Annotated in this window: 24 protein-coding genes; 11 read left to right on the top strand and 13 right to left on the bottom strand. The window is 68.3% G+C overall.

Annotated elements, in window-relative coordinates; translation table 11 throughout:
- Positions 1–14 precede the first annotated feature (14 nt).
- Positions 15–671 carry a GTP cyclohydrolase I FolE gene (folE, locus tag OHA70_RS26410; RefSeq protein ID WP_442913845.1) on the bottom strand — a complete coding sequence of 219 codons (657 nt, stop codon included), beginning with the start codon at positions 669–671 and terminating at the stop codon, positions 15–17.
- 83 nt (positions 672–754) lie between these two features.
- Between folE and OHA70_RS26405 the strand changes: the two genes are divergently transcribed.
- Positions 755–1,426: a helix-turn-helix transcriptional regulator gene (locus tag OHA70_RS26405; protein ID WP_328322216.1), complete on the top strand. Its 672-nt coding sequence runs from the start codon at positions 755–757 to the stop codon at positions 1,424–1,426.
- Positions 1,427–1,435: 9 nt separating this feature from the next.
- Entirely contained in the window at positions 1,436–1,924 is a 489-nt protein-coding gene (ybaK, locus tag OHA70_RS26400) for a Cys-tRNA(Pro) deacylase (RefSeq protein WP_328322214.1), read from the top strand.
- Between the two features lie 9 nt (positions 1,925–1,933).
- Here the strand turns inward: ybaK and OHA70_RS26395 are convergent, their stop codons facing one another.
- Together OHA70_RS26395 and OHA70_RS26390 are read right to left on the bottom strand one after the other, a co-directional pair.
- A complete protein-coding gene (locus tag OHA70_RS26395) occupies positions 1,934–3,055 on the bottom strand; it encodes an epoxide hydrolase family protein (RefSeq protein ID WP_328322212.1) in 1,122 nt (373 codons plus the stop codon).
- 73 nt (positions 3,056–3,128) lie between these two features.
- On the bottom strand, positions 3,129–4,487 hold the full coding sequence (locus OHA70_RS26390; protein ID WP_328322210.1) for a glycoside hydrolase family 32 protein: 1,359 nt from the start codon (positions 4,485–4,487) through the stop codon (positions 3,129–3,131).
- A gap of 72 nt (positions 4,488–4,559) precedes the next feature.
- On the opposite strand from OHA70_RS26390, the gene OHA70_RS26385 reads away from it, so the two are divergent.
- Positions 4,560–5,570, top strand: a complete 1,011-nt coding sequence (locus OHA70_RS26385; RefSeq protein ID WP_328322209.1) for a LacI family DNA-binding transcriptional regulator — start codon at positions 4,560–4,562, stop codon at positions 5,568–5,570.
- 3 nt (positions 5,571–5,573) lie between these two features.
- On the opposite strand, the gene OHA70_RS26380 is transcribed toward OHA70_RS26385, so the two are convergent.
- Positions 5,574–6,524: an NADP-dependent oxidoreductase gene (locus tag OHA70_RS26380; RefSeq protein WP_328322207.1), complete on the bottom strand. Its 951-nt coding sequence runs from the start codon at positions 6,522–6,524 to the stop codon at positions 5,574–5,576.
- Between the two features lie 52 nt (positions 6,525–6,576).
- On the opposite strand from OHA70_RS26380, the gene OHA70_RS26375 reads away from it, so the two are divergent.
- Positions 6,577–7,194, top strand: coding sequence for a TetR/AcrR family transcriptional regulator (locus OHA70_RS26375; protein WP_328335214.1), 618 nt, complete (start codon positions 6,577–6,579; stop codon positions 7,192–7,194).
- On the opposite strand, the gene OHA70_RS26370 is transcribed toward OHA70_RS26375, so the two are convergent.
- A complete protein-coding gene (locus OHA70_RS26370) occupies positions 7,184–9,256 on the bottom strand; it encodes a phosphocholine-specific phospholipase C (RefSeq protein WP_328322205.1) in 2,073 nt (690 codons plus the stop codon). The two genes, OHA70_RS26375 and OHA70_RS26370, sit on opposite strands and share 11 nt — an antisense overlap.
- Before the next feature lie 65 nt (positions 9,257–9,321).
- Positions 9,322–10,407: a 3-deoxy-7-phosphoheptulonate synthase gene (locus OHA70_RS26365; protein WP_328322203.1), complete on the bottom strand. Its 1,086-nt coding sequence runs from the start codon at positions 10,405–10,407 to the stop codon at positions 9,322–9,324.
- Between the two features lie 255 nt (positions 10,408–10,662).
- Here OHA70_RS26365 and OHA70_RS26360 point away from each other — a divergent pair, with 255 nt between their 5' ends.
- The 3 genes from OHA70_RS26360 to OHA70_RS26350 all read left to right on the top strand — a co-directional run bounded on the left by OHA70_RS26360 (position 10,663) and on the right by OHA70_RS26350 (position 12,277).
- A complete protein-coding gene (locus tag OHA70_RS26360) occupies positions 10,663–11,190 on the top strand; it encodes a GNAT family N-acetyltransferase (protein ID WP_328322201.1) in 528 nt (175 codons plus the stop codon).
- Between the two features lie 160 nt (positions 11,191–11,350).
- On the top strand, positions 11,351–11,731 hold the full coding sequence (locus tag OHA70_RS26355; RefSeq protein ID WP_328322199.1) for a hypothetical protein: 381 nt from the start codon (positions 11,351–11,353) through the stop codon (positions 11,729–11,731).
- A 9-nt stretch (positions 11,732–11,740) separates the two neighbouring features.
- Positions 11,741–12,277, top strand: coding sequence for a histidine phosphatase family protein (locus OHA70_RS26350; protein WP_328322197.1), 537 nt, complete (start codon positions 11,741–11,743; stop codon positions 12,275–12,277).
- Here the strand turns inward: OHA70_RS26350 and OHA70_RS26345 are convergent.
- Positions 12,274–13,245, bottom strand: coding sequence for a MerR family transcriptional regulator (locus OHA70_RS26345; RefSeq protein ID WP_328322195.1), 972 nt, complete (start codon positions 13,243–13,245; stop codon positions 12,274–12,276). The two genes, OHA70_RS26350 and OHA70_RS26345, sit on opposite strands and share 4 nt — an antisense overlap.
- A 163-nt stretch (positions 13,246–13,408) precedes the next feature.
- On the opposite strand from OHA70_RS26345, the gene OHA70_RS26340 reads away from it, so the two are divergent.
- Complete coding sequence (locus OHA70_RS26340) at positions 13,409–13,702, top strand: WhiB family transcriptional regulator (protein WP_083933465.1); 294 nt, start codon at positions 13,409–13,411, stop codon at positions 13,700–13,702.
- 1,061 nt (positions 13,703–14,763) lie between these two features.
- Here the strand turns inward: OHA70_RS26340 and OHA70_RS26335 are convergent.
- The 6 genes from OHA70_RS26335 to OHA70_RS39800 all read right to left on the bottom strand — a co-directional run bounded on the left by OHA70_RS26335 (position 14,764) and on the right by OHA70_RS39800 (position 19,144).
- Entirely contained in the window at positions 14,764–15,582 is an 819-nt protein-coding gene (locus OHA70_RS26335; protein ID WP_328322193.1) for an SCO6745 family protein, read from the bottom strand.
- A 90-nt stretch (positions 15,583–15,672) separates the two neighbouring features.
- Complete coding sequence (locus OHA70_RS26330; RefSeq protein ID WP_328322192.1) at positions 15,673–16,044, bottom strand: PLD nuclease N-terminal domain-containing protein; 372 nt, start codon at positions 16,042–16,044, stop codon at positions 15,673–15,675.
- A gap of 70 nt (positions 16,045–16,114) precedes the next feature.
- On the bottom strand, positions 16,115–16,999 hold the full coding sequence (locus tag OHA70_RS26325) for an ABC transporter permease (RefSeq protein ID WP_328322191.1): 885 nt from the start codon (positions 16,997–16,999) through the stop codon (positions 16,115–16,117).
- On the bottom strand, positions 16,986–17,792 hold the full coding sequence (locus OHA70_RS26320; RefSeq protein WP_328322189.1) for an ABC transporter ATP-binding protein: 807 nt from the start codon (positions 17,790–17,792) through the stop codon (positions 16,986–16,988). The genes OHA70_RS26325 and OHA70_RS26320 overlap by 14 nt, the downstream gene beginning before the upstream one ends.
- 52 nt (positions 17,793–17,844) lie before the next feature.
- On the bottom strand, positions 17,845–18,924 hold the full coding sequence (locus OHA70_RS26315) for an ABC transporter substrate-binding protein (protein WP_328322187.1): 1,080 nt from the start codon (positions 18,922–18,924) through the stop codon (positions 17,845–17,847).
- A 133-nt stretch (positions 18,925–19,057) separates the two neighbouring features.
- On the bottom strand, positions 19,058–19,144 hold the full coding sequence (locus OHA70_RS39800; protein WP_363818422.1) for a putative leader peptide: 87 nt from the start codon (positions 19,142–19,144) through the stop codon (positions 19,058–19,060).
- 185 nt (positions 19,145–19,329) lie between these two features.
- On the opposite strand from OHA70_RS39800, the gene OHA70_RS26310 reads away from it, so the two are divergent.
- The 3 genes from OHA70_RS26310 (at position 19,330) to OHA70_RS26300 (ending at position 22,576) form a co-directional block, all read left to right on the top strand.
- The gene (locus OHA70_RS26310; RefSeq protein ID WP_328322185.1) at positions 19,330–20,589 is read left to right on the top strand and encodes an NAD(P)/FAD-dependent oxidoreductase; all 1,260 of its coding nucleotides are present in this window, start codon (positions 19,330–19,332) and stop codon (positions 20,587–20,589) included.
- Between the two features lie 101 nt (positions 20,590–20,690).
- Positions 20,691–21,350, top strand: coding sequence for a DUF1365 domain-containing protein (locus OHA70_RS26305; protein WP_328322183.1), 660 nt, complete (start codon positions 20,691–20,693; stop codon positions 21,348–21,350).
- On the top strand, positions 21,347–22,576 hold the full coding sequence (locus OHA70_RS26300) for a cyclopropane-fatty-acyl-phospholipid synthase family protein (RefSeq protein WP_328322181.1): 1,230 nt from the start codon (positions 21,347–21,349) through the stop codon (positions 22,574–22,576). The genes OHA70_RS26305 and OHA70_RS26300 overlap by 4 nt, the downstream gene beginning before the upstream one ends.
- Positions 22,577–22,585 lie beyond the last annotated feature (9 nt).

Raw genomic sequence — 22,585 nt, 5'->3', positions numbered from 1 at the left:
GCGCCCCCCGAAACTCAGGTGGCCGACGAGATCCCGGTCAGCGCGAAGAACTCCTGGCGTGAGCTGGGGCTGTCGCGGAGCATGCCGTGCAGCGCCGACGTGACCGTCTTGGACCCGATCGCGCGCACACCACGCAACGACATGCACTGGTGCTCGGCCTCGATCACGACGCCCACCCCCTTGGGCGCGAGCTGGTCCTGCAGCCAGTCGGCGACCTGCTTGGTCAGCCGCTCCTGCACCTGCAGGTCACGCGCGAACAACTCCACGACGCGCGCCAGCTTGGACAGCCCCAGGATCCGCTCCCCCGGCAGGTACCCGACGTGGGCCACCCCCTGGAACGGCAGCATGTGGTGCTCGCACAGCGACTGCACCGGGATGTTCCGGGCGAGTACCAGCTCGTCGTACCCCTCGTCGTTCGGGAACGTCGTCAGCTCGAACTCACGCGGCGTCAGCATCTCGGCGTACGCGTTCGCCACCCGCCGCGGCGTCTCCGCCAGGTGGGCGCTGTGCGGGTCCCGCCCGAGCGCCACCAGCAGGTCGGCGACCGCACGCTCGGCCGCGTCCAGATCGATCTCCGGCCGCCCGCCGACGACGTGCAACGGCACGGGTCGCAGGACTGCCGCCGGCTCGTCGAGCCCGGCGGGATCGAGCTCTGTACGAATCGATGTCACTTGGCGCCTCCTGCAGTGAGAACGACTGACCTTAAAAGCCAGCCTACTATTTCGTCAACGGGAGTTGGCGATAGAATCATCCCGTGGACCAGCCGACGGACGCGAGCATCCAGGCGGTCGCCGCGCTCGACGAACCGACCCGACGACGGCTCTACGACCACGTCGTCGCCGAGCCGGCTCCGGTCAGTCGCGAGGAGGCCGCCGCGGCGCTCGGAGTACCGCGGACCACGGCCGCCTTCCATCTCGACAAGCTCGTCGAGGAAGGCCTGCTGACGGTCGTCTTCGAGCGGCGTACAGGCCGTACCGGACCCGGCGCGGGACGACCGGCCAAGCTCTACCGCCGCTCGGATCGGGAGATCGGGGTCTCCTTCCCGGAGCGCCAGTACGACGTAGCCGGGCAGCTCCTGGCATCCGCATTGGAGGACGCTGAGACCTCCGGCGGCTCTCCGAAGCAGGCACTCGAGCGACGAGCCCGCGAGTACGGCGAATCCGCCGGCCGCGCTCACCCCGGTACGCCGCTGGCCGAGGTACTGCAGGCGCACGGGTTCGAGCCGCGACGCAACGGCGCCGCCTTCGACCTCGCCAACTGCCCGTTCAAGGCGCTGGCCAAGGAGCACACCGGCCTCGTCTGCAACATGACCCTGCACCTGCTCGGCGGATTGCTCGACGGCCTCGGCGGTACCGGCTTGCAGGCCGTCCTCGAGCCCCAACCCGCCCACTGCTGCGTGCGCCTGATGCCGGCCCGGAAGTCGTAGGCTGCCACCGTGGCAAAGAGCAAGAGTGGTCAGGGCACGCCCGCGACGGTCGCGCTGACGAAGGCCGGCATGACGTTCACGACGCATTCGTACGAGCACGATCCGGCCGCCAAGTCGTACGGGCTGGAGGCCGCGGAGGCGCTCGGGCTGCAGCCGGAGCAGGTGTTCAAGACGCTGCTCGTCGAGGTCGACGGCAAGCTGTCGGTCGGCGTCGTACCGGTCGACAAGCAACTGGATCTGAAGGCGGTCGCCGCCGCGCTCAACGGCAAGAAGGCGGCGATGGCCGACCCGGCCGCCGCAGAGCGGATCACCGGGTACGTCGTCGGCGGCATCAGCCCGATCGGCCAGAAGCGGCCGCTGCCGACGGTCGTCGACGCGAGCGCGACCGACCACGAGACCGTCTACGTCTCCGGCGGGCGAAGAGGCCTCGACCTGGGCCTCTCCCCCGCCGACCTGATCAAGCTCACCTCGGCCCGGACCGCTCCCATCGCGCGCTGATCGTCGCCGTCAGCGGAGGTTGTGGAAGAAGGCCATCAGGTCGTCGGCCAGCAGATCGGGCTCCTCCCAGGCAGCGAAATGACCGCCGCGCGGCATCGCCGTGTACCTGGTGACGTTGTACGTCCGAGCCGCCCAACTGCGCGGCGGGCGGACGAGATCCTCCGGGAAGACGGCGATCGCGGTCGGCACCGTCACCGAGGTCACCCGCTCACGCTGGCCGCGGTGGAACTCGTAGTACGGGCGGAACGACGTCCCGATCGAGTTCGTGAACCAGTACAGCGACGCCTGGGTCAGCACGAAGTCGTCGGTGAAGCGGGTGCTGAGCTCGCCGTCGCAATCGGTCCACGCCCGGTACTTCTCCAGCAGCCACGCGAGTAGTCCGGCAGGCGAGTCGGACAGCCCGGCGCTCAGCGTGAGCGGCCGGGTCATCTGCTGGTGCTCGTAGCCGCCCTCCTCGGCGTACCACTCGGCCTCGGAGTCGAGATAGGTCTGCTCCTCCGGCGTCACCTCGTCCGGGTCGTAGCCGGCCGGATTCGCGACGGCGAGCACGTGGATGCCGACGACCGACTCGGGATAGGTCTGGCCGAGCAACGCGCTGATCCCGGCGCCGAGATCGCCACCGTGCGCGGCGTACCGTTCGAAGCCCAGTTCGTCGTGCATCAATCGATGCCACAGTTCGTGCGTCGAAGTTGCCGGCGGCAACGAAGGCCGCTGCGGCGAGAACGCGAACCCGGGCAACGACGGCACGATCACGGTGAACGAGTCCACCGCCGTACCTCCGTACTGCGAGGGCGTGGCGAGCCGATGCGCCAGCTCGGTCAGCTCGAGTACGGAGCTCGGCCAGCCGTGCGTCAACACGATCGGCAGCGCACCCGGGTGCTCACCGTCGTACCGGAGGTAGTGCACCGGCACGCCGTCCAGGTCAGCGAAGTACGAAGGCAGCGCATTGATCGCGGCCTCTTGCTTGCGCCAGTCGAAACCGGTTGCCCAGTAGTCCACCAGCCTGCGGAGCTCACCGCCGTCGGTCCCGGCCTCCCACCCGGTCCCCGGCCAACTCGTCCCCCATCGCGTCCGCCGCAGTCGCGTCCGCAGATCATCCAACTCGTCCTCAGGCACAGCAAGCACATCCACGCGAACGATCCCTCCCCAGATATCGCCCCGAACACTCCCCACCCTTGCGTATCTTGCGTTCGACTACCAGAGGTTAGGTCCAGATCGAACCGAGGTGATGGAGCTGGAGCGACTCGAGCTTCACCGTGCCGTCGACGAAGAACTCGAGGTCGTTGCCGTCGAAGTTGCCGTTGTAGCTCTGGTACACCTCGCCGTCGTTGCCGAAGACCTCCAGTTGGCCGCGGTCGACGAGCAGCCTGAGTTTGACCTTGCCCTGCTCGGATCTCAGCGCGGCACCGTCAAGCGTTTGAGCCTCGGCGTCGTACCCGACCTCGCGGCCGGACTTCAGGCGGAAGCCGAACCGCTTCGCGTCCTGTCCGTCGATCGTCGCCTCCAGCTCGTACGTGTCGGCCTTCACGTCAGTGAGGAGTTGCTTCGCGCTCGCGCCGTCGAGGGTGCGGTCCTGCCACGTCCGGGTCGCGGTCCGGATGGTCGCGATCTCGGGGATCGGGGTGCTCACGACGCGCGGCCCGTCAGCGGTCTGCTTCAGCCGCTGGTCGACCGGGAAGGTCGCGTTGCCGGTCCAGATCGTGCCGAAGTTCTCGCCCTGCCACGCCATCGAGACCACGCGGTCCTTGACCGGCAGGTTGGCGAAGGTCAGAGCCGCGTAGTACGGGCCGCCGGCGTGGGTATCGGTCTGGTTGACCTTCTGCTGCGTCCGCGAGAGCGGGTGGAAGGTCGTGCCGTCGAAGTCGCCGACGACGTACTCGCCGCCGGCAGCGCTCAGTACCCACTTGTAGCCGCCGTCGAGTGGCATCCGGACCATGTCGGGGCACTCGAACAGCCAATCGGCCTGGTACCGGGAGCCGAAGGTCCAGTCGAGCAGGTTCGACGAGGTGTAGAAATCGGCGCCGTTGCCGCCCTCGTCGGACCAGACGACCATGCCCCAGTGCTTGGCGACCGGGTCCCAGAAGACCTTCGGGTCGCGGCTGGTCTGGGCGTTCGGCTTCGCCACCTTCTTGCCGTCGGCAAACGTCTTGAAGGTGTTGCCGCCGTCGAGGCTGTAGAAGACCTGGACGCCGTTCGTCCCCGAGAACACAAGGATCGGATCGTCGTCGTCGCTCTTCAGACCGGTGACGTTGCCGGTGTCAACGACGCCGCCACCGGACCAGAGGTCGCCGGGATGGACGCTCGGGTCGAGGGCGATCGGCCGTTGCTGCCAGTGCACCAGGTCGGTGCTCGTCGCGTGACCCCAGTGCATGGTGTCCCAGACGAGACTGTTCGGGGCGTGCTGGTAGTAGAGGTGGTAGACGCCGCGGTAGTACAGCGGCGCGTTCACGTCGTTCATCCAGCCACTGCGCGAGCTGAAGTGGAACTGCCCGCGGTTTTCCTCCTGATAGTTCGTCGCCGGGTAGGGAAAGCTCGGGTACTCACCAGCTGCCGTGTTGTCCACGCCCAAAGTATGCTCCCGCAGCCTTTGCGCAAAAGGTTGCGCAAAGCACGGTGAGCGACGACCATTCGACGGATGGTCACGATGACCGAGGTCGCCCGCAGCGCCGGCGTATCGGTGAGCACGGTCTCGCATGTCGTCAACGGCACCCGGCTGGTCGCCGCCGCGACCCGGGAGAAGGTGCTGCACGCGATGCTGCTGCTCGGCTACGAGCACCGCCCGATCGCGCGCTCGCTGGCGGCCGGCTCGAACCAGACGATCGGCCTGGCCCTGACCGCCGCCTCGAATCCGTACTGGGTCGATCTCGTCCAGGGCATCGACGGCGAGGCGACCCGGGCCGGCCTGAACCTGCTCATCGTCGACACCCGCGACGACGCCCGGCACGAAGCGGCCGCCGTCGCCAACCTGCTTGCCCACCACATCGAAGGCCTGGTGATCGCGCCCGCCGACGGTTGGCGCGACCTCACCCTGCCGCTGCTCCGCGACCACCCGGTCCCGTACGTCATCGTCGACCGGATCGACCCCGACCTGCGCGCCGACCAGGTCGGCGTCGAGAACGAGGCGTCGACCGCGGCGGTGATCGACCACCTGATCTCGGTGGGTCATACCCGGATCGGAATGATCGCCGGTATCGCCGGCCTGGCAACAAGTGCCGAGCGGCTGCGCGGTTTCCGGCTGGCTCACCATCGCGCCGACCTCCCCGTCGATCCCGACCTGATCGTCGACGGCGCGTCAACCAGCGAAGGCGGCCGCCGCGCCGCGCTCGCACTGCTCGACCTGGCCGAGCCGCCGACCGCGATCTTTGCCGCGAACAACGACATGACCATCGGCGCGATGGCCACCTTCAAAGCAGCCGGCATCAAGGTGCCTCGCGACCTTGCCATGGTGCACTTCGATGACTTCGCGTGGGCCGACCTGTTCAGCCCTGGGATGACTGCGATCGCCCAGCCGTCGGCGGCGATCGGCGCCCGCGCGGTCCAGCTCCTGCTCCGCCGGATGACAGACAGCGAGGCGCCGCCTCAGACGGTCCGCCTCCCGGCGGAGATCATGCACCGCGACTCCTGCGGCTGCCCGCCGGCCGCCTGATCCTCAGTGCAGCAAGACGATCTTGCCGCGGGCGTGCCGGGTCTCGCTCAGCTCGTGCGCGGCGGCGACCTCTGCGAGCGGGAACGCGGCAGCGACCGGAACCTGCAACTTGCCCTCGGCAACAAGCTTCACCGCCACCTCGAGACCGTGCACGGCGAGCGAGTCCGCGGCCGCTCCCAACGATGACCCCGTCTCGTCAGCCGGCGCACTGTGCGACATGTGTACGCCGTGCGCCGCCGCCCCGAAGTCCGCGATCGTCACCACCTTCGCTGGATCACCGGCAATCGCGATGAGCTCAGGCAGCGCACCACCCGCGCAGTCGAACACCGCATCGACCCCGCCAGGCGCAAATTCGGCAACCCGCTCGATCAGCCCGTCCCCGTACGTCGTCGGCTCAGCGCCCAATGACCGCAGGAGTTCATGGTTGCGCTCACTGGCCGTCCCGATCACCCTCGCACCCCGAGCGGCGGCCAGTTGCACGGCGACCGTTCCCACCGCTCCAGCCGCGCCTTGGACAAGTACCGTCTGCCCGGAACTGACGCCCAACAGGTCAAGCACCCGGGTGCTGGTCTCGACGCTGCCCGCCGCTCCCCCGGCTTCCTCCCAACTCCAGGCGGGCGGCTTGGCCGCCCACTCAGCCAGTACTGCGAAGTCGGCATTGGCTGACCGCCCGGTCATGCTCGTCATCCCGAAGACCTCATCACCAACCCGTACGCCGGTGACGCCCGCGCCAACCTGATCCACCACACCGGCCGCGTCGAACCCGGTCCGGTACGGGAAGGTGATCGGTACCAGCTCGCGCAGCCTGCCGGAGCGGATGTACGTCTCCCCGGGCGAGACTCCGGATGCCCGGACTGCGATCCGGATCTCCCCCGTACCGGCTTGTGGCTCAGCCACCTCGGCGACGCGAAGAACGCTGGGCGGACCGTATTCGCTGAACTCGATTGCTCTCATGTCGCCGAACGTAACGGAGCACCCCGTCCGTTTGGCTAAAGTGAGAGAAGTGATGGCACAAGTGGGAACGAAGCTCCGCTCGGACGCCCGCGACAACCGGGACCGCATCCTGGTGGTGGCCCGAATCGCCTTTGCCGCCGACGGTCTCGACGTACCGATCCGGGAGATCGCGCGACGGGCCGAGGTTGGCGTCGCGACTGTCTATCGGCACTTCCAGACCAAGGAGGACTTGCTGACCGCAGCCTTCGCCGAGCAGGTGGAGTTGTGCTCGCAGGTCGTCGAGGAAGGTCTGGCGGCCGAGGATCCGTGGCAGGGATTCAGTCTGGTGATCGAGAAGGTGATGGCGATGCATGCGCTCGACCGCGGGTTCGCTCGCGCCTTCACCTCACAGCTCCCGCATACCGAGGGCTTCGCCGCCGAACGCGATCGCTCACTGAAGCTGCTGCTCGAGTTGATCCGGCGCGCCAAGAAGGCCGGCCGCTTGCGCAAGGATCTCGTGCTGGAGGATGTCGCCCTCGCGCTGATGGCGAACGAGGGCATCCGGGCAGAGTCACCACAGTTGAGGGTTGCGGCGTCGCGGCGGTTCGCCGCTTTGATCTTGCAGTCGTTCCAGGCAAGCCCGGTCGCGACGCCACTCCCTCCCGCAGTACGACTACCGCTCAGCCGGTGATGCTCGGAGCGCCGGTTTCGAGGTGGCCGCTCAAACGCCGGCGGTAGGTCGGGTCTTCGGTGGTGGTGAGCTCGACGTCGTACCAGCCGTGGTCGGTCGGCCAGGTGAGTTTGCGGGTTTGTTTGCCGCGGACGTCCTGGTTGATCGTCCGGCTGCCGTAGCCGCGGGCCTTGAGCTTGACGGTGAGCGGCTTCGTGCCGGTGTTCTCCAGCTCGACGTGCAGCTCGCCTCGGTACACGCTGATCCGTACGTCGAGACCGGCCGCGGCGCCATCGGAGGTACCGGCCAGCTCGGCCCAGAACCGGTTCGGACCCTGGACGGCGAGTTCGTACGGACCGCTGACCGCGAGGTCCTGCTCGAACTCACCCGCGACGTCGAGATGGGCCGGCGCGGGCAGCTCACCGCCGTACGGGTAGATCGCGAAGTGCGCGGCCTTGTCACCATCGTTGCCCAGGGCCAACTTAAGCTTGCCCTTCGCAACAAAGCCGGAAACCGTCGGCTGGTAAGGCAATGCGCGAGCCGGGCGACGGCCGGGCTCCTGTACCGGAAGCGCCTGGTTCACCGGCGGCGTCGGCTTCCAGCGGGAGATGGGAGCCGGCACCGGACCGGGCGCGTCCGTCGTCGGCTGCTTGTGCGAGCGCTTGAAGTCGAAGGCCGAGGTGAGGTCGCCACAGGCTGTTCGCCGCCAGGAGCTGATGTTCGGTTCCTTGACGCCGGTCCACTTCTCGAGGAACTGGATCACCGATGTGTGGTCGGACACCTGCGAGTTCACGTGGCCGCCGACAGACCAGGGCGAGATGACCGTCATCGGGACTCGCGGGCCGAGGCCGATCGGGCGGCCGGCGTACCAGTCGTCGCCCTCGCCCGACACGGGTCGCGGTGCGACGGGCGGCGGTACGTGGTCGAAGTACCCGTCGTTCTCGTCGAAGTTGATCAGCAGCACGGTCTTGGACCAGGTCTCCGGGTCCGAGGCGATCGCGTCGAGCAGGTCGTAGACGAGGTTCGCGCTGCCGACCGGCGTGGACGATCCGGGGTGCTCGGAGTCGACCGCCGACGGGACGAGCCAGCTGACGGCGGGCAGCGTGCCGGCCTTGATGTCGGCGCGCACGCGCGGTACGAGCGACTCGGGCTCGCTGCGGTGCATCGCCTTGAAGAACAGCTTCTGGTCGGCCTCGGGCTGCTTCGCGACCGCGTCGGCGAGCAGCTTGAGCGCGGCCGCCTGCTCGGCCGGGTTCTTCTCGAAGAGCTTGTCGTAGAACTCCTCGGTGGTCCGGTAGCCCGGCACGTCGGCGAGGATCCGGTGGCCGAGTTCCTTGAACGTCTTGAAGTACTCGACGGCGTTGTCGGTGAAGTTGTCCCACTCCTGGTAGATCTGCCAGGACACGCCGGCCGCTTCGAGCCGCTCCGGGTACGCCGTCCAGTCGTAGCCCTTGTGGTCGTAGGAGTACGCCGCGTTGGTGACGGCTCGTTGCGTAGTACCGGGCTCGTAGCCGGTCGTACCGGACCAGAGGTAGTTGCGGTTCGGGTTGGTGGAGCCGTTCACCGAGCAGTGGTACGCGTCGAGGATGGTGAAGGTCTCGGCCAGCTCGTACTGCAGCGGGATGTCGCGACGGTCGTAGTGCGTCATCGTCGCCGCGGTCTTGGCCTGCACCCAGTCGTCGTTCCAGCCGTTGCCCCAGGCCTGGGTCGCGTCGGTGTAGCCGTGCGCGAGGGCGCCGAGGTACTGGATGTCGTCCGGGTTCCGGCCGGCGTCGGCGGCCGCCTTGCGGATCGAGAACGGCAGCACCTCGCCGCCACCGGTCACCGGCTGGTGGAAGACCGTCTTGCCGTTGCGCAGCCGCAGGGGCAGGCGGTCGCCGTACCCGCGGACACCGCGCAGCATGCCGAAGTAGTGGTCGAAGGAGCGGTTCTCCTGCATCAGCACGATCACGTGCTCGATCGCGTCGAGACCACCGGGGCGAATGGGCTGCGCCATCGCCGCGTGCAGCGACGGCGGGAGCAGCGAGAGCGCTACCCCACCGGCCGCGGAGCCGAGAACAGTGCGGCGGGAAATCTCAGTCATGCCCCGGACAGTAGGTCAGGACCTAGCCGTCCGGGGATGCCCCGGAGCGTTCCTTCTTCAGAAGTTCACGCGCCCGTACGACGCTTGATCGCGGCGTCGCGCAAGCCCTCCAGCACGGTCTCGGTCGTTTCCCAGCTCATGCACGCGTCGGTGATCGACTGTCCGTAGACGAGCGGCTTCGTCGGGTCGAGCTCTTGGCGTCCCTCGACCAGGAACGACTCCAGCATCACGCCGACGATCGCCTTGTTCCCGTCGGCGACCTGCTGACCGATCTCGGCCGCGACGATCGGCTGCCGGTGGTGGTCCTTGCGGCTGTTGCCGTGGCTGGCGTCGACGACGACGCGTTCGGCCAGGCCGGCCTTCTGCAGCAGTTCGGTGGCACCGGCGACCGAGTCGGCGTCGTAGTTGGGGCCGGCGTCGGAGCCGCGGAGTACGAGGTGGCAGTCGGGGTTGCCGCGGGTGTGCAGGATCGCGGGTGCGCCGTCGTGGTCGATACCGGTGAAGACGTGCGGGACGGCGGCCGCCTTGATCGCGTCGACCGCGGTCGCGATGCTGCCGTCGGGGCGGTTCTTCATCCCGATCGGCATCGACAGGCCGGACGACAGCTGCCGGTGCACCTGGCTCTCGACGGTCCGCGCGCCGATCGCGCCCCACCCGACGGTGTCCGCGATGTACTGCGGGGTGATCGGGTCGAGGAACTCACAACCGACCGGCAGGCCCTTGGCCAGTACTTCGAGCAGCAACGCGCGGGCGGTGCGCAGGCCGGTGTTCACATCGCCGGAGCCGTCGAGGCCGGGGTCGTTGATCAGGCCTTTCCAGCCGAGGGTTGAGCGGGGCTTCTCGAAGTACACGCGCATCACCACGAGCAGGCCGTCGGAGAGTCGCTCGGCGATCGGGGCGAGGCGTTCGGCGTACTCGAGCGCGGCCTTCGCGTCGTGCACGGAACAGGGGCCGACGACAACGAGCAGGCGGTCGTCCGTGCCGTTGAGGACGTCGGTGACGGCTTGGCGGCCGGCGACGACGGTCTCGGCGAGCTGCTGGGTCAGCGGCAACTCTTCGTGCAGGGCGAGCGGGGTGATCAACGGGACGGTCTTCTCGATCCGTCTGTCGACGACTGCGCCTTGCTGGGCCTGCTGCGGGAGGGTGTTCATGGTGGGGACCTTTCCGCCGGTACTCCGCGGTGATCCCGAGGTCAGCGCCGGCTGGGAATGAGAAAAGGCAAGGACGAGTGTCCTTGCCTCGAGAGCCGGCTGGTGGTTCTTGGTCAGGCGTCAGCGATCGGCTGAGCTGCCCGGCACCACAGCCGGCCACTCAAAAAATCGCCAATAGCAACGCTTCACGTCGCCGACGATATCACCCACCGCAATCGAGTGGCACCGGGCCGGCCGTCATGGTTGCCTCTGGCCATGACCTCCACCACTATCCGCCTCTCCCGGGTGGACGAACTCCCCCTGCTCCGCTCGATCGAGAAGGCAGCCGGCGTGCTGTTCCACGAGATCGGGATGACGGACGTCGCCGAGCATCCGCCGCCGTCGCTCGAGGCGTTCGCGGCGTACCAGCGGGCCGGGCTGGCGTGGACCGCGGACTTGTCTGGTCAGGCGGTCGGCTTTGTGCTGGTGAAGCTGGTTGACGGCTGCGCGCATATCGAGCAGGTGAGCGTTCATCCCGCGCATGGGCGGCAGGGCATCGGGCGGCTGCTGATCTCGGCGGTTGAGCGGTGGGGTGCTGAGCAGGGTTTGGCTGCGTTGACGCTCAGTACGTTTCGGAATGTCGCGTTCAACGGGCCGTACTACGCGCGGCTGGGGTTCCGGGAGTTGGTGGAGATCACCCCGGGGCTGGCGGAGATCCAGCGGGAGGAGACCGCGATGGGGCTGGACCCGGCGGAACGGATCTTCATGCGACGGGAGATCGAGACGGAAGGTGTCACTGGGTGAGACGGGGGATTTTCGCGGTGTAACCGGGGGTGGGCGTGGGTCGTTGAGGGTCGCAACAGGTTGAGGACTTCACTGAGGACTGATCTCAAAGGGGTGCAAGCACGGTGGCAGGTCCGCTCGGGGGTTTGGGGTTGCTGATGCGCCACGGCAGGGCCGGGCGGTGAGGCCGCGGACTTTCGAACTGGTCCGCTATCGCGACCTCAGCGGGGTGTCCGGTACCGGCGTGGTCGCCGAGGGATGTGTGTTCACCGACGGGTCGGTGGCGCTGCGCTGGCGCGGTACGAACCCGGCGACGGCCGTCTGGCCCGACCTGGAGTCGGTACTGGCCGTCCACGGCCACCAGGGTGCGACCGAGGTCCGCTGGCTCGAGGGTGAGGACTCCCCCGCGGACGCCGACGGCTGGCCCGAACCAGCTGAGGTTGAGCTGGAGCATTTGTTCGGGGGGCAGCACAACGTGCGGCCGCCGAGTTCGCTGTCCGATCCTTCCGCGCTTCCGCCGAGCCGCGCCAGAGGCTGGGCGGGGGCCCGACATCTGAGGTAGAAGGTTCCCGTGACCCAGATCTACCTGGTTCGGCACGGCCAGCCGGACTATGCGCCGGTGGATAGCCGTGGCTGGCCCGGAATGGCCGCTGACGCCGCTCCGCTGACCCCAGAGGGGGCCAAGCGGGCCGAGGCGGTCGCGGACCTCCTGAGTGGCATCGGTGCCACGTACCTCGTCAGCTCCCCGTTCACCCGCGCGCTGCACAGTGCCGCGATCATCGGGCACCGGTTGGCGCTCGGAGTACGGGTCGACTACGACCTCCGCGACTGGCTGCCGGACAGCAGCGGCTTGTGGCGAGGGGTGGCCGACGTACGGGCGGCTGAGGCGGAGCTGGACGAGTACGACGGCGAGTGGCCGGAGGGGATCCGCCGGGCGTGGGAGCCGCTGTCCGTAGTACGGGCACGGGCTCGGGAGGCGCTGGCCCGGCATACGGCGAGCACGGACGGGCCGGTGCTGGCGATCACGCACGCGATGGTCATCCGTGCGCTGACCGGGGAACGCGGCGTTGAGCACGGCGGGCATGTGTACTTCCGGTACGAGGGCTAGGGGCGTACCGCTGTCACCAGGGCGGTGACCGCCTCGGCTAGGGAGCTCACCCAGCCGTCGGGCTTGCCCAGCGTCTCCCAGCCGGGTCCGCCGACCACTAGCTGGTACGACGGCCTGGTGCGCGCCAGGCTGCGCAGGGCGTCCCGGTCGGCCGTCGCGGGCGCACTCGACCAGATGAAGACGGCTGCCGGGCGGATCCGGCGTACAGCGTCAGACAGCGAGTTGACCGGGGTCGCTGCACCCAGAGTCCGCACCCTGATGCCGCGCTCGGCCAGTGCAGCCGCCACCGCCAGCAGCGGCAACGCGTGGTCCTCCCGCTCGAGACAGGCCAGTACCACCGCCCGCTCGCTGTCGTCGGGCTTGAGGCGCTCGAGTGCACGGCGGGTGTGGTACCTGAGCCCGCCGGCGACAGCATCCGAGGCCAGGTGCTCCACCTCGACGCAGGCGCCGGTCCGCTCCCACTGGTTGCCCACGTCCACCAGCAACGGCATCAGCCGGCTGGTCCAGGCCTCGACCGCACCGGACTTGTCCAGACTGCGCGCGACCTCATGGGTGAGCCGGTCGCCGTCCATCGCGTTCGCCAACTCGAACAGGTCGGCCAGTTTGCCCGGACCGTCCGTGCGAGACCGGGCTGATCGGCGTACCGGCAGAGGCTTGGGCACTGCATGTGACCGCTCCAGGGTGCCCTCGGCAACGGAAGTGGCGGATGTCACAGTGGGTGATTGGGCGGAGTAGATCCGGTCACGAACCGCGGCCGCCGCCTCGGCCGTCGGAACGCCCTGGTCGACCAGCCGCAGCATCGCCCGGAGCCGGGCCAGATCCTCCGGGCTGTAGCGCCGGTGACCGCCCGCTGACCTGGCACTTGGGCTCAATCCGTACCGGCGCTCCCAGCTCCGCAAGGTCGGCGCGGCGATTCCGAGACGGCGCGCGGCGGCCCCGACGGTGAGGGTCTCGGAGGTGGTCGGCACGGCGTTCATGATGCCCGCTCGACGTCCCGAAACGGAGGAACTGGGCGCTCGCGGATAACAACTCGACGGAGTTTCGGGACAACAAGGGTTGAACTGCGCATGAGTTGAGCATAGTTTTCACCGAGCGCCCGTCCGCGCTCACGGTGAGTCATAGGAGGTTGCCATGTCGAGAGGGATGCCTCGCCTACCCCGCCCGCTCATGGATCTGTGGGACTGGCAGTCGCAGTCTGCGTGCCGCGACGTCAACCCGGAGCTGTTCTTCTCCCCCGAATCGGAGCGTGGCGTTCGCAAACGCGCTCGCGAGATGGTGGCCAAGTCGCTCTGCGGTACCTGCCCGGTCCAGCCCGAATGCCGTCAGCACGCCCTCTCCGTCGGAGAGCCGTACGGCGTCTGGGGTGGGACCACGGAATCCGAGCGGGACAACGTAGTACTCGCCGAACACAGGAAGTCCGCCTGACGGCCGCCGGGTGAACCACCCCGACCCACCCGGGTCCGGCCCTGCCGCCGGACCCGGCCCCCGATCCCCCAGCGGCCTCATCCGCGATGAGATCGGGCAACACCTCGCCCCAGGCCCTCGTCACCTGGCAACGATTGCAGCTTGTCGCCTGCCCAGCTAGCGACAAGCTGCACCGCTCCGCCGCCCCAGCACCCGCTGGCCGGCGGCACTCCGCGCCAGGCACGAGCAGACAACTCGCGAGTCCAGCTCCGCTGCGCTTCGCCGACCGAGTCGGAGGCAGCCACCGGCGCTGGCCTGCGACATCGGCTGCTCGGAGTACGAGCCGACAGCTGTCGACGCCTGTCGCTGCAGACAGCTGTCGACACGCAGCCCGCGGCGGCATCTACCTGGGCCACAAGGTGCTCTCAGACGCGCGCGGCAAATGCCTCGCAACGCCTGCTCCGCTACGCCAAATGCATCGCGTCAGATGCCCTGTACTGCGGATGGGCGCCGAGGTGCGCCTCAGTGCAAAGGCGTCCACCAACGCCCGAGAGGCCCTCAGGCGAGCAGAGCCAGCCCACGCCGACAGCCGAGGTGCGCCCGCCGGCTGCACCTCCATCGGCCGCCCGCCCGTCCACGCACACCAAAGTCCACCAACGGCCTCCACCTACGCCGCGGCCCACGAAGACCCACGGGGTTGTGCGTGCACAGCCACCCACGGCGGTAACAAACTTGCACCACCCGACGAAAAGTTTCCGCCGTACTCCATCCCCACAATGCGCCTGACGCCCCGAGCGACCCACGCCCACCCGACACGAGTACGCCGCGCCGCGCCCCACACAGGTACGCCGCGCCAGCGCCGCCATCCACCCGGCGATGCAGCCAGCGTAGCGAAGCGAAGCAGGCGTCGCGAGCCGGACTACACGAGCGCTGGCCTGGCATGGCCTTCGTCCACACCCCGCCTTCAACCGCACCTTCACGCTCAACGCGACCACGGTGGTCTTCCGGCGAAGGCGTCGGCGGAGCGAAGCGGAGCAGGCGTCGCGAGCCGGACCACGCGAGCATCTATGTCGCTGCGACGCCTAGTACCCGACGGCGTTGATCCTCGCCACTAGCGGCTCGAGATCGGCGACCAACTGCTCCACCTCATCCGGCTTCAGGTCCGCGTACGCCGGTGCCGCGAGCGCATCGGTCGTCGCCTCGATGCGTTCCTTGGTCTCACGTCCAGCGGCAGTGAACTCGCCCGCCGCGTCGAGCAGGCCGCGAGTACGCAACCCATCCATCACCACAGCCAGTCGCTCGTCGCTGAGGCTGATCCGCCCGTAATCCCTGGGCTTCATCGCCATCCAGAGCGCCGCGAACACGTGCGCCTCCTGCCCGTCGATCCCCTCGGCGACCAGCGCGATGTTGTGTCCATCGCCGCGGTGCTCACGCAGCAGCGTCGCCGCATGCCAGAGCCGCGCGACCGGCTCAGTCGGGACGGGGAGCGACCGCAGTCCGGCGTACAGGATCCGTCCTTCCATCGGCGCGCTCAGCGCGATCCGGACGGCGAGGTCAGCGGCCCGGGCCAGTTCCGGGCTGTCGGCCTGGTCGCCGAGGATGCGCCGGAGCGCTTTCACGCAGCCCTCTTCACGCGCAGCGAGAGCGGCCTCCGGGGTGGCGACCTCCCAGCAGCTCGGGACGCAGGCGGCGACCTCGCCCGGGGCGAAGTTGTAGAAGATCGCGTCCACCACTTCGGCCGGGACCTTGCCCAGCGGTGCGGACCGCGACGCGAAGTAGCCCGGCCAGTAGTTCTCGTACCCGAGGGCCTCGAGCGTCTCGTTCGGCTCGTCGGACATGTACGCGACGAGGTGGAACGGCTCGAGCAACTGCTGACAAAGGCGACGCGCCAGGGATTCCATGATCTGACCTCAGCTCGGTGACCGACCGGCCCGCTGCCGGTCTCTCACCCTTGCTACGAACTGGCCAGACACCATCCGACAAATCTGGCGCTACGGCTTGCCGGGTTCTGGGTCGTCGTCCTCAGGGATCTTGTCCTGAGGTTCCGGTTCCGGCGGCTTCATCGTGGTCCGCGGGTCTCGGTACCGGTCCAGCGACCTCAGGAAGTCCGGGTCGTCGTCGGGGGCCACCGGTCGTTCGGTGGGCCTCTTCGCCTTGGGGACCGCGGCTCGTTCGCGGCGGACCGCTTCGGTACGGGACATCAGGAGCCAGACGATCGGGCCGACGAACGGCACGAAGACGATCAGGACGATCCAGACCAGCTTGGGCAGGTACGGAACGTCTTCATCGCGTGTCTGGATGCAGGAGAAGAGCGCGTAGACGCTCAGCACCAGGCTGATCAGGAACGGCAGAAATCGGACCACGCTCCAACAGTACGGGCACCGGAGGATCGGTGCTGCCAGTTCGCGCCGGACAGCCGGTTACGGGATGCGGTCAGTTGGCGCCGGTGAGGCCGCGGGCGCGGAGTACCGAGTTCTCCAACGGGCGGAAGACGAGCAGCTCGATACCGACGCCGACGATGAAGATCAGCAGGATGCCGGCGAAGACCATCGAGATGTCCGACAGCGACATGCCGTTGTGCAGGTACTGGCCCAGTCCCTCGCCTAGATCGGGCGAGGTCGCGATCAGCTCGGCTGCCATCAGCGAGCGCCACGAGAACGCCCAGCCCTGCTTCAGCCCGCCCAGGAACCCAGGCAGCGCGGCCGGCAGCAGGATGTAGCGGATGCCACCCCACCGGCCAGCGCCGAGCGCCTTCCCGACGCGCGGCAGGATCGGCGGTACCTGGTCAAGGCCGGACACCAGCCCGTTGGCGATCGACGGCACCGCCCCGAGCAGCACGACCCAGTAGATCGCCCGGTCGTTCAAGCCGAACCACAGAATCGCCGCCGGTACCCACGCGACCGACGGCAGACTCTGCAGCCCCGACACCAGCGGCCCGATCCCCCGGCGGACGACGCTGAAGTTCGCGATCGCCAGCCCGAGCGGCACCGCGATCACGAGCGACAGCGCGAACCCGATCACCGCCCGGTGCACCGACACCCAGAACAGCTCGACGATCTTGCCCGACGTCACCAGCTGCCAGATCTGCGACCAGACGTCGACCGGCGCCGGCAGCTTGAACTCGGGCCAGAACGCCGCCGCCCAGAGCACCTGCCAGATGACCACGAACAGCACGATCGCCGCGATCGGCGGCCACACCTTCGACAGGGTCCGCCGCAGCAGGCTCCCGTCCGGCGCGTTGACCGGAGTGTCGAGCGCGTCGAGGCCGGCCTCGACCGACCCCGGTTCCAACCGGTCCTGGACGTCAGGCTGCGGCATGACTGCTGATCACCTTCCGCAGAGCGCCGTTGATCTCGTCGACGGCCCCGGTCTCGCCCGCACCCGACAGCCCGTCGACATCCCACTCGCTGACGACCCGGCCAGGCCGCGACGACAGCAGTACGACGCGCTGCCCGAGCCGCACCGCCTCGCGTACGTCATGCGTCACGAACAAGATCGCAGTACCGGTCGCCCGCCAGATCCGCAGCAGCTCACCCTGCAGTACGTCGCGCGTGATCGCGTCCAGCGCCGAGAACGGCTCATCCATCAACAGCAGCGAAGGCTTGCCCGCATCAGAGCCGGTGTTGTCGGTAGTAGAGGCCAGTGCCCGAGCCAGCGCGACCCGCTGCCGCATACCACCCGACAGCTCGTGCGGCCGCTTGTCGCCGACCCCACCGAGCCGTACCAGCTCCAGCAGCTCAGCAGCCTTCGCACGACGCGCAGACTTCGACACACCCGCCATCCGCAGCGGCAACTCGACATTGCCCGCAGCAGTCAGCCACGGCATCAGCGCAGCCTCCTGGAACACAACGGCGGGCCGCGACGAGCTCAGCTCGATCCGGCCGGTAGTCGGCTTGTCGAGCCCCGCAACGAGGTTGAGCAGCGTCGTCTTGCCACAGCCGGACGCACCGAGCAGGCAGACGAACTCACCAGCCTGTACCTCCAGGTTGACGCCGTCGAGCGCGACCACCGACTTGCGGCCCTGCCCGAACGCCTTCCCGACCTGGTGAAACCGCACCGGCCGTACTCCCTTGCTGGTGCGCGTCTCGCTGGCTTCGACTGTCGCAGTCATCGTCTGCCTCCTCGTTGCGGAACCGTCGTACCTGTGGGCACTTCGGGGCGAGCTACTTGGTGTCGAGCCCGGCTGCGTCGACAGCGGGCTTGCCTGCCTTGGTCAGTACGTCGTTCAGCGGGCCGAGGTCGGCGAACCCGGAGACGCTCGGCGCCGTCTTGGCGATGCCGGCCGTGACCTGGTCCTTCGCGAGCTGCGGGAACTGGGCCGCGATCGGGTCCACGGTGGCGGTGATGTTGCCGAAGGCCCGGTCGATCACGGCCGGCTTCAGCGCCTTGCCGGTCAGGTCGAGCAGCTGCTTGTTGACCTCGGTCTTGGCCGCGGTCTTATCCGAGTTGGTGAAGTCGATCGCCGCGACCAGACCGGTCAGCAACTGCTTGACCGACTCCGGGTGCTCCTGCAGGAACTGGGTACGGACGATCAGCACCGTGGTCGGGAACTTGCCGTCCGGCCACAGCGACGCCTCGTCGAGCAGCACCTTCGCGCCGGCGTCGAGGACCAGCCGCGACGACCAGGGCTCCGGCAGCCAGGCGGCGTCCACATCGCCCTTCTTGAAGGCGTCCAGCGTCTGCGCGTTCTCCAGGTTGGTGACCTTGACCTTCGTGGTCAGGTCCTTCTCGGCCAGCCACTTCTTCAGCGACACGTCCTGGGTGTTGCCCAGCTGCGGCGTGACGATGGTCTTGCCGACCAGGTCTTCCGGCTTGGTGATCGTCGGCTTGACGACCAGCTGGGCCCCGCCGGACGTCGTACCGGCGATCAGCCGGACGGCTTCGCCGTTCGACTTCGCGTAGGCGTTGATGGCCGGGCCGGAACCGATGAAGGACGCGTCCAGCGAACCGCCGAGCAGCGCGCCGACAGCCTCCGGGCCCGCGTTGAACTTGGTCGGTACCAGCTTGGTGCTGCCCAGCTCCTTGGTGAACAGCCCCTTGCCGAGGCCGACCAGGGCGGCCGCGTGGGTGACGTTCGGAAAGTAGCCGAGCCGCAGCTCGGTCGCCGGGCCCTTGTCGGACGCGGCGGCGGGGGCAGCTTGGCCCTCGTCGGCGCGGGAGCAGCCGGCGACGGCGGCGATCAGGGACAGGACGGCGGCCGAAGCGGCCAGGACACGGGCAGGACGGAAGCTCGTGATGCTCACAGGAGAACCTTCGGGATGCGGGCGGCCGAGCGGCCGCGGGCGGGAAATTCAGAGCGGGCTGGACGGAAAGAAGCCGGCCCGACCGGATGCGGTCAGGCGTGCCCAGAGAGAGCACTGAAGAGAGCGCCGAAGGTCAACAGGTTGCGGAGGCGACGCGGAGCAGGTCGACGTGCCGACGGCGCGTGAGCGCGTCGGCTGGCCGGTTGGCGGTGACCTGCATGCACACCATGAAACCGGAGAAAGTCGATCAACGGGCTCTGGTTTCGCGATGTGAGACGACAAATCACGATCTGAGACATTTCAAGCGATTGACCCCTCGACCGATCAGATCCGGCCGCCGCTCCGAAGTACTCCCGAAAGAGCACTGAACTTGTTCAGAACTTATGCAGCGGGAAAGGCTTTCATATGACCGGCGACCGTCCGACCGCCGCGGTCCTGGGCTCGGGAGTCTCCGGCCTGACCGCGGCCCACCTGCTGAGCAGGACCCATGACGTGACCGTCTTCGAGGCCGACGACCGGCCCGGCGGCCACGCCCACACGCACGACGTGCAGGATTCCGCCGGCACCATGTTGCGGATCGACACCGGCTTCATCGTGCACAACGAGCGCACCTACCCGAGCCTGCTCCGCCTCTTCGCCGAGCTCGGCATCCAGACCCAGCCGACCGAGATGAGCATGAGCGTGCACTGCGACGGCTGCGGTCTCGAGTACGCCGGTGGTCGTGGTGCCCGTGCGCTGTTCAGCCAGCCCCGCCGCGCGGCCGATCCGCGCTTCCTGCGGATGCTCACCGAGGTACCGCGCTTCCACCGCGAGGCGAAGGCGGTCATCGAGACTGGTGACGACGGGCTGACCTGGGGCGACTTTCTCCGCACGCATCACTTCACGCCGTACTTCATCAGGCACTTCGCCATCCCGCTGGTCGCCTGCGTCTGGTCGTCCGGCTCGGCCGACGCTGAGCGCTACCCGGCGCATTACCTGTTCCGCTTCCTCGACCACCACGGCATGCTCACGGTCACCGGCTCCCCCAAGTGGCGCACGGTCACCGGCGGTTCACGCACCTACGTCGACGCCGTCATTAACAGACTCCAGGCAGTCCGTACTTCGACCCCGGTCCGCGCCGTACTGCGTCACGACGACGCCGTCGAGGTGATCACGGACAGGTCCGAGGAGTTCGACCAGGTCGTCGTCGCCACGCATGCCGACACAGCACTCCACCTGCTCGACGATGCGACGCCCGCGGAGAAGGCCCTGCTCGGTGCCTTCGACTACTCGGTCAACCCGACCTGGCTGCACACCGACACCGCAGTACTGCCGCAGTCACGCAACGCCCGTTCCTCCTGGAACTACCGCATGCGCGACTGCCACACAGCCGAGCCACAGGTACTGGTCAGCTACTGGATGAACCGCCTGCAAGACCTGCAGAGCCCCGACGAGCACCTGGTCACTCTGAACCCGCAGGGCTGGGTAGACCCCACCAAGGTGATCGCTCAGATGACCTACGCCCACCCCATCTTCACCCCCGAGTCAGTAGCCGCAGCGCCCGTACTACGCGCCGCCGGCGGCCCACGCCTCGCGTTTGCCGGGGCACACCTCGGCTGGGGCTTCCACGAAGACGGCTGCCGCTCCGGAGTCGAAGCAGCCGAGCGCTTGGGCGCCAAGTGGTGAGCCAGTCGCAGCAGCGATCGGCTGTAGGCGTCTCGCAACAGCGGCCGGGTCTCCCGCAGTTGCCCGCCATCGTGTCGGGGCATGTGAGCCACTCGCGACGGATGCCCCTGCGCCACCGATTCCGCTACCGGACGTACCAGTGGCTGGTAGATGTCGACCGTCTCCCCCGGCGCCGCTTCTCGGCCAAGGACCACCTAGGCCTCGGCCCATCCCTACGCGACAACATCGCCACCTTCACCGCCGCCCATGGCATCCAACTCCGCCCAGACGACCGCGTACTGATGCTGGCCAACGCACGCAGCCCGTTCGGCTTCGTCTTCGACCCGCTGAGCGTCTTCTGGTGCCTCACCTCCACCGGTGAGCTGCGTTGCGTAGTGCTGGAGATCCACAACACCTACGGCGAGCGCCACGCCCAGCTGGCGAGGCCTGACGACGCAGGGCGGTTCACGCTCGGCAAGGAGTTCTACGTCTCGCCGTTCTTCACAGTCGACGGCCGGTACGACGTCACGCTGCGCCTGGCCCCCGAGCGAGTCTCAGTAGCCATCGACCTGGTGCAGCACGAGCGCCGGGTCTTCTCTGCCGCCTTCACCGGCCGACCGCGCCCCGCTACCCGGCGAACCGTGCTGAGTGCGGCACTGCTCACACCCTTCGTCACCTATCAGGTGTGGGCGCTGATCCGAATGCATGGTGTCGTGCTCTGGCTTCGCCGCCTGCCGGTGATCCACCGCGAGCCCCACATCCCACCCGAAGGAGTCCGATGAGCTCTCTGCCCCTCGTCGACGCCGAGCGCTGGCCAGGCATCGCCCGTACCCCGTACAGCCCACTCCGAGCCGCCGCGGCCCGGCTGATCCTGCGTAGAGCGGTCCGCGACCTCCCGCTCGTCGTCCTACTCCCCAACCGCAGCCGACTCGGTGCAGGTGGAGCAGGCGCTCCAGTGATGGAGATCGTCTCGGACACCTTCTTCCACCGGATCGGCGTGGATCTCAAGATCGGTTTCGGCGAGGCCTACATGGCCGGCGACTGGCGAGCCGCCGACGGTACCGACCTGGCCGAGCTGCTGACGGTCTTCGCCAACCACCTCACCAACCTCGTTCCGCCGGCTCTGCAGCGCTTCCGCAAGCTGATCGAGCAGCGGATGCCGTCGTCCGAGCTCAACGACCGGGCAGGCGCCAAGAACAACATCGCCCGCCACTACGACCTGTCCAACGACCTCTTCGCCACGTTCCTGGACGAGACGATGAGTTACTCGTCGGCTTGGTTCGAGTCCCCGAACGAAGACCTCGAGACGGCGCAGCGGCGCAAGATCGACGGCGTCCTCGACTACGCCGGGGTCCGCGAAGGCAGCCGGGTCCTCGAGATCGGTACCGGCTGGGGACAACTCGCGATCCAGGCCGCCGAACGCGGCGCGACCGTCACCTCGGTGACGCTGTCCGCCGAGCAACGAGACCTGGCCCGCAAGCGAATCGCCGAGGCCGGCGTCAGCGCCGAGGTCGAGCTCCGCGACTACCGCGACGTGCGGGGCCAGTTCGACGCGGTGGTCAGCGTCGAGATGATCGAAGCCGTCGGAGCGCAGTACTGGCCGGCGTATTTCGCGACGATCGACCAGCTACTGGCACCCGGCGGACGGTTCGCGCTGCAGTCGATCACGATGCCGCACGACCGCTTGCTCGCCACCAGGCACGCCCAGGGCTGGATCCATCAGTACATCTTCCCCGGCGGCCTGATTCCCTCGTTGACCGCGATCGAGCAGGTCGCGGGCGCGGCCGGCGGGCTCGAGATCGCACATCGCCGCGACCTCGGGCCTGCCTACGCCCACACGCTCCGGCTCTGGCGGGAGCGCTTCACCGCTCGCGCCGGCGAGGTCGCGAACCTGGGCTTCGACGCCGTCTTCCGGCGGATGTGGGAGTTCTACCTGGCGTACTCCGAGGCCGGTTTCCGCGCCGGGTACCTGGGGGTCTCGCAACTGGCTCTGGTGAGGAAGAACTGATGGCTCCGA

The organism is Kribbella sp. NBC_00382, assembly GCF_036067295.1.
GTDB lineage: Bacteria > Actinomycetota > Actinomycetes > Propionibacteriales > Kribbellaceae > Kribbella.
Note: the sequence above shows the minus strand (reverse complement) of the source record. Positions and strands in the feature narration are given on the sequence as shown.

What these genes read in the sequence shown, in the direction of transcription:
- OHA70_RS26385 (WP_328322209.1), top strand. Translation starts at nt 4,560, where the DNA reads ATGGTCACGATGACCGAGGTCGCCCGCAGCGCCGGCGTATCGGTGAGC.
- OHA70_RS26380 (WP_328322207.1), bottom strand. Translation starts at nt 6,524, where the DNA reads ATGAGAGCAATCGAGTTCAGCGAATACGGTCCGCCCAGCGTTCTTCGC.
- OHA70_RS26375 (WP_328335214.1), top strand. Translation starts at nt 6,577, where the DNA reads ATGGCACAAGTGGGAACGAAGCTCCGCTCGGACGCCCGCGACAACCGG.
- OHA70_RS26370 (WP_328322205.1), bottom strand. Translation starts at nt 9,256, where the DNA reads ATGACTGAGATTTCCCGCCGCACTGTTCTCGGCTCCGCGGCCGGTGGG.
- OHA70_RS26365 (WP_328322203.1), bottom strand. Translation starts at nt 10,407, where the DNA reads ATGAACACCCTCCCGCAGCAGGCCCAGCAAGGCGCAGTCGTCGACAGA.
- OHA70_RS26360 (WP_328322201.1), top strand. Translation starts at nt 10,663, where the DNA reads ATGACCTCCACCACTATCCGCCTCTCCCGGGTGGACGAACTCCCCCTG.
- OHA70_RS26340 (WP_083933465.1), top strand. Translation starts at nt 13,409, where the DNA reads ATGTCGAGAGGGATGCCTCGCCTACCCCGCCCGCTCATGGATCTGTGG.
- OHA70_RS26335 (WP_328322193.1), bottom strand. Translation starts at nt 15,582, where the DNA reads ATGGAATCCCTGGCGCGTCGCCTTTGTCAGCAGTTGCTCGAGCCGTTC.
- OHA70_RS26325 (WP_328322191.1), bottom strand. Translation starts at nt 16,999, where the DNA reads ATGCCGCAGCCTGACGTCCAGGACCGGTTGGAACCGGGGTCGGTCGAG.
- OHA70_RS26320 (WP_328322189.1), bottom strand. Translation starts at nt 17,792, where the DNA reads ATGACTGCGACAGTCGAAGCCAGCGAGACGCGCACCAGCAAGGGAGTA.
- OHA70_RS39800 (WP_363818422.1), bottom strand. Translation starts at nt 19,144, where the DNA reads ATGCAGGTCACCGCCAACCGGCCAGCCGACGCGCTCACGCGCCGTCGG.
- OHA70_RS26310 (WP_328322185.1), top strand. Translation starts at nt 19,330, where the DNA reads ATGACCGGCGACCGTCCGACCGCCGCGGTCCTGGGCTCGGGAGTCTCC.
- OHA70_RS26305 (WP_328322183.1), top strand. Translation starts at nt 20,691, where the DNA reads ATGCCCCTGCGCCACCGATTCCGCTACCGGACGTACCAGTGGCTGGTA.
- OHA70_RS26300 (WP_328322181.1), top strand. Translation starts at nt 21,347, where the DNA reads ATGAGCTCTCTGCCCCTCGTCGACGCCGAGCGCTGGCCAGGCATCGCC.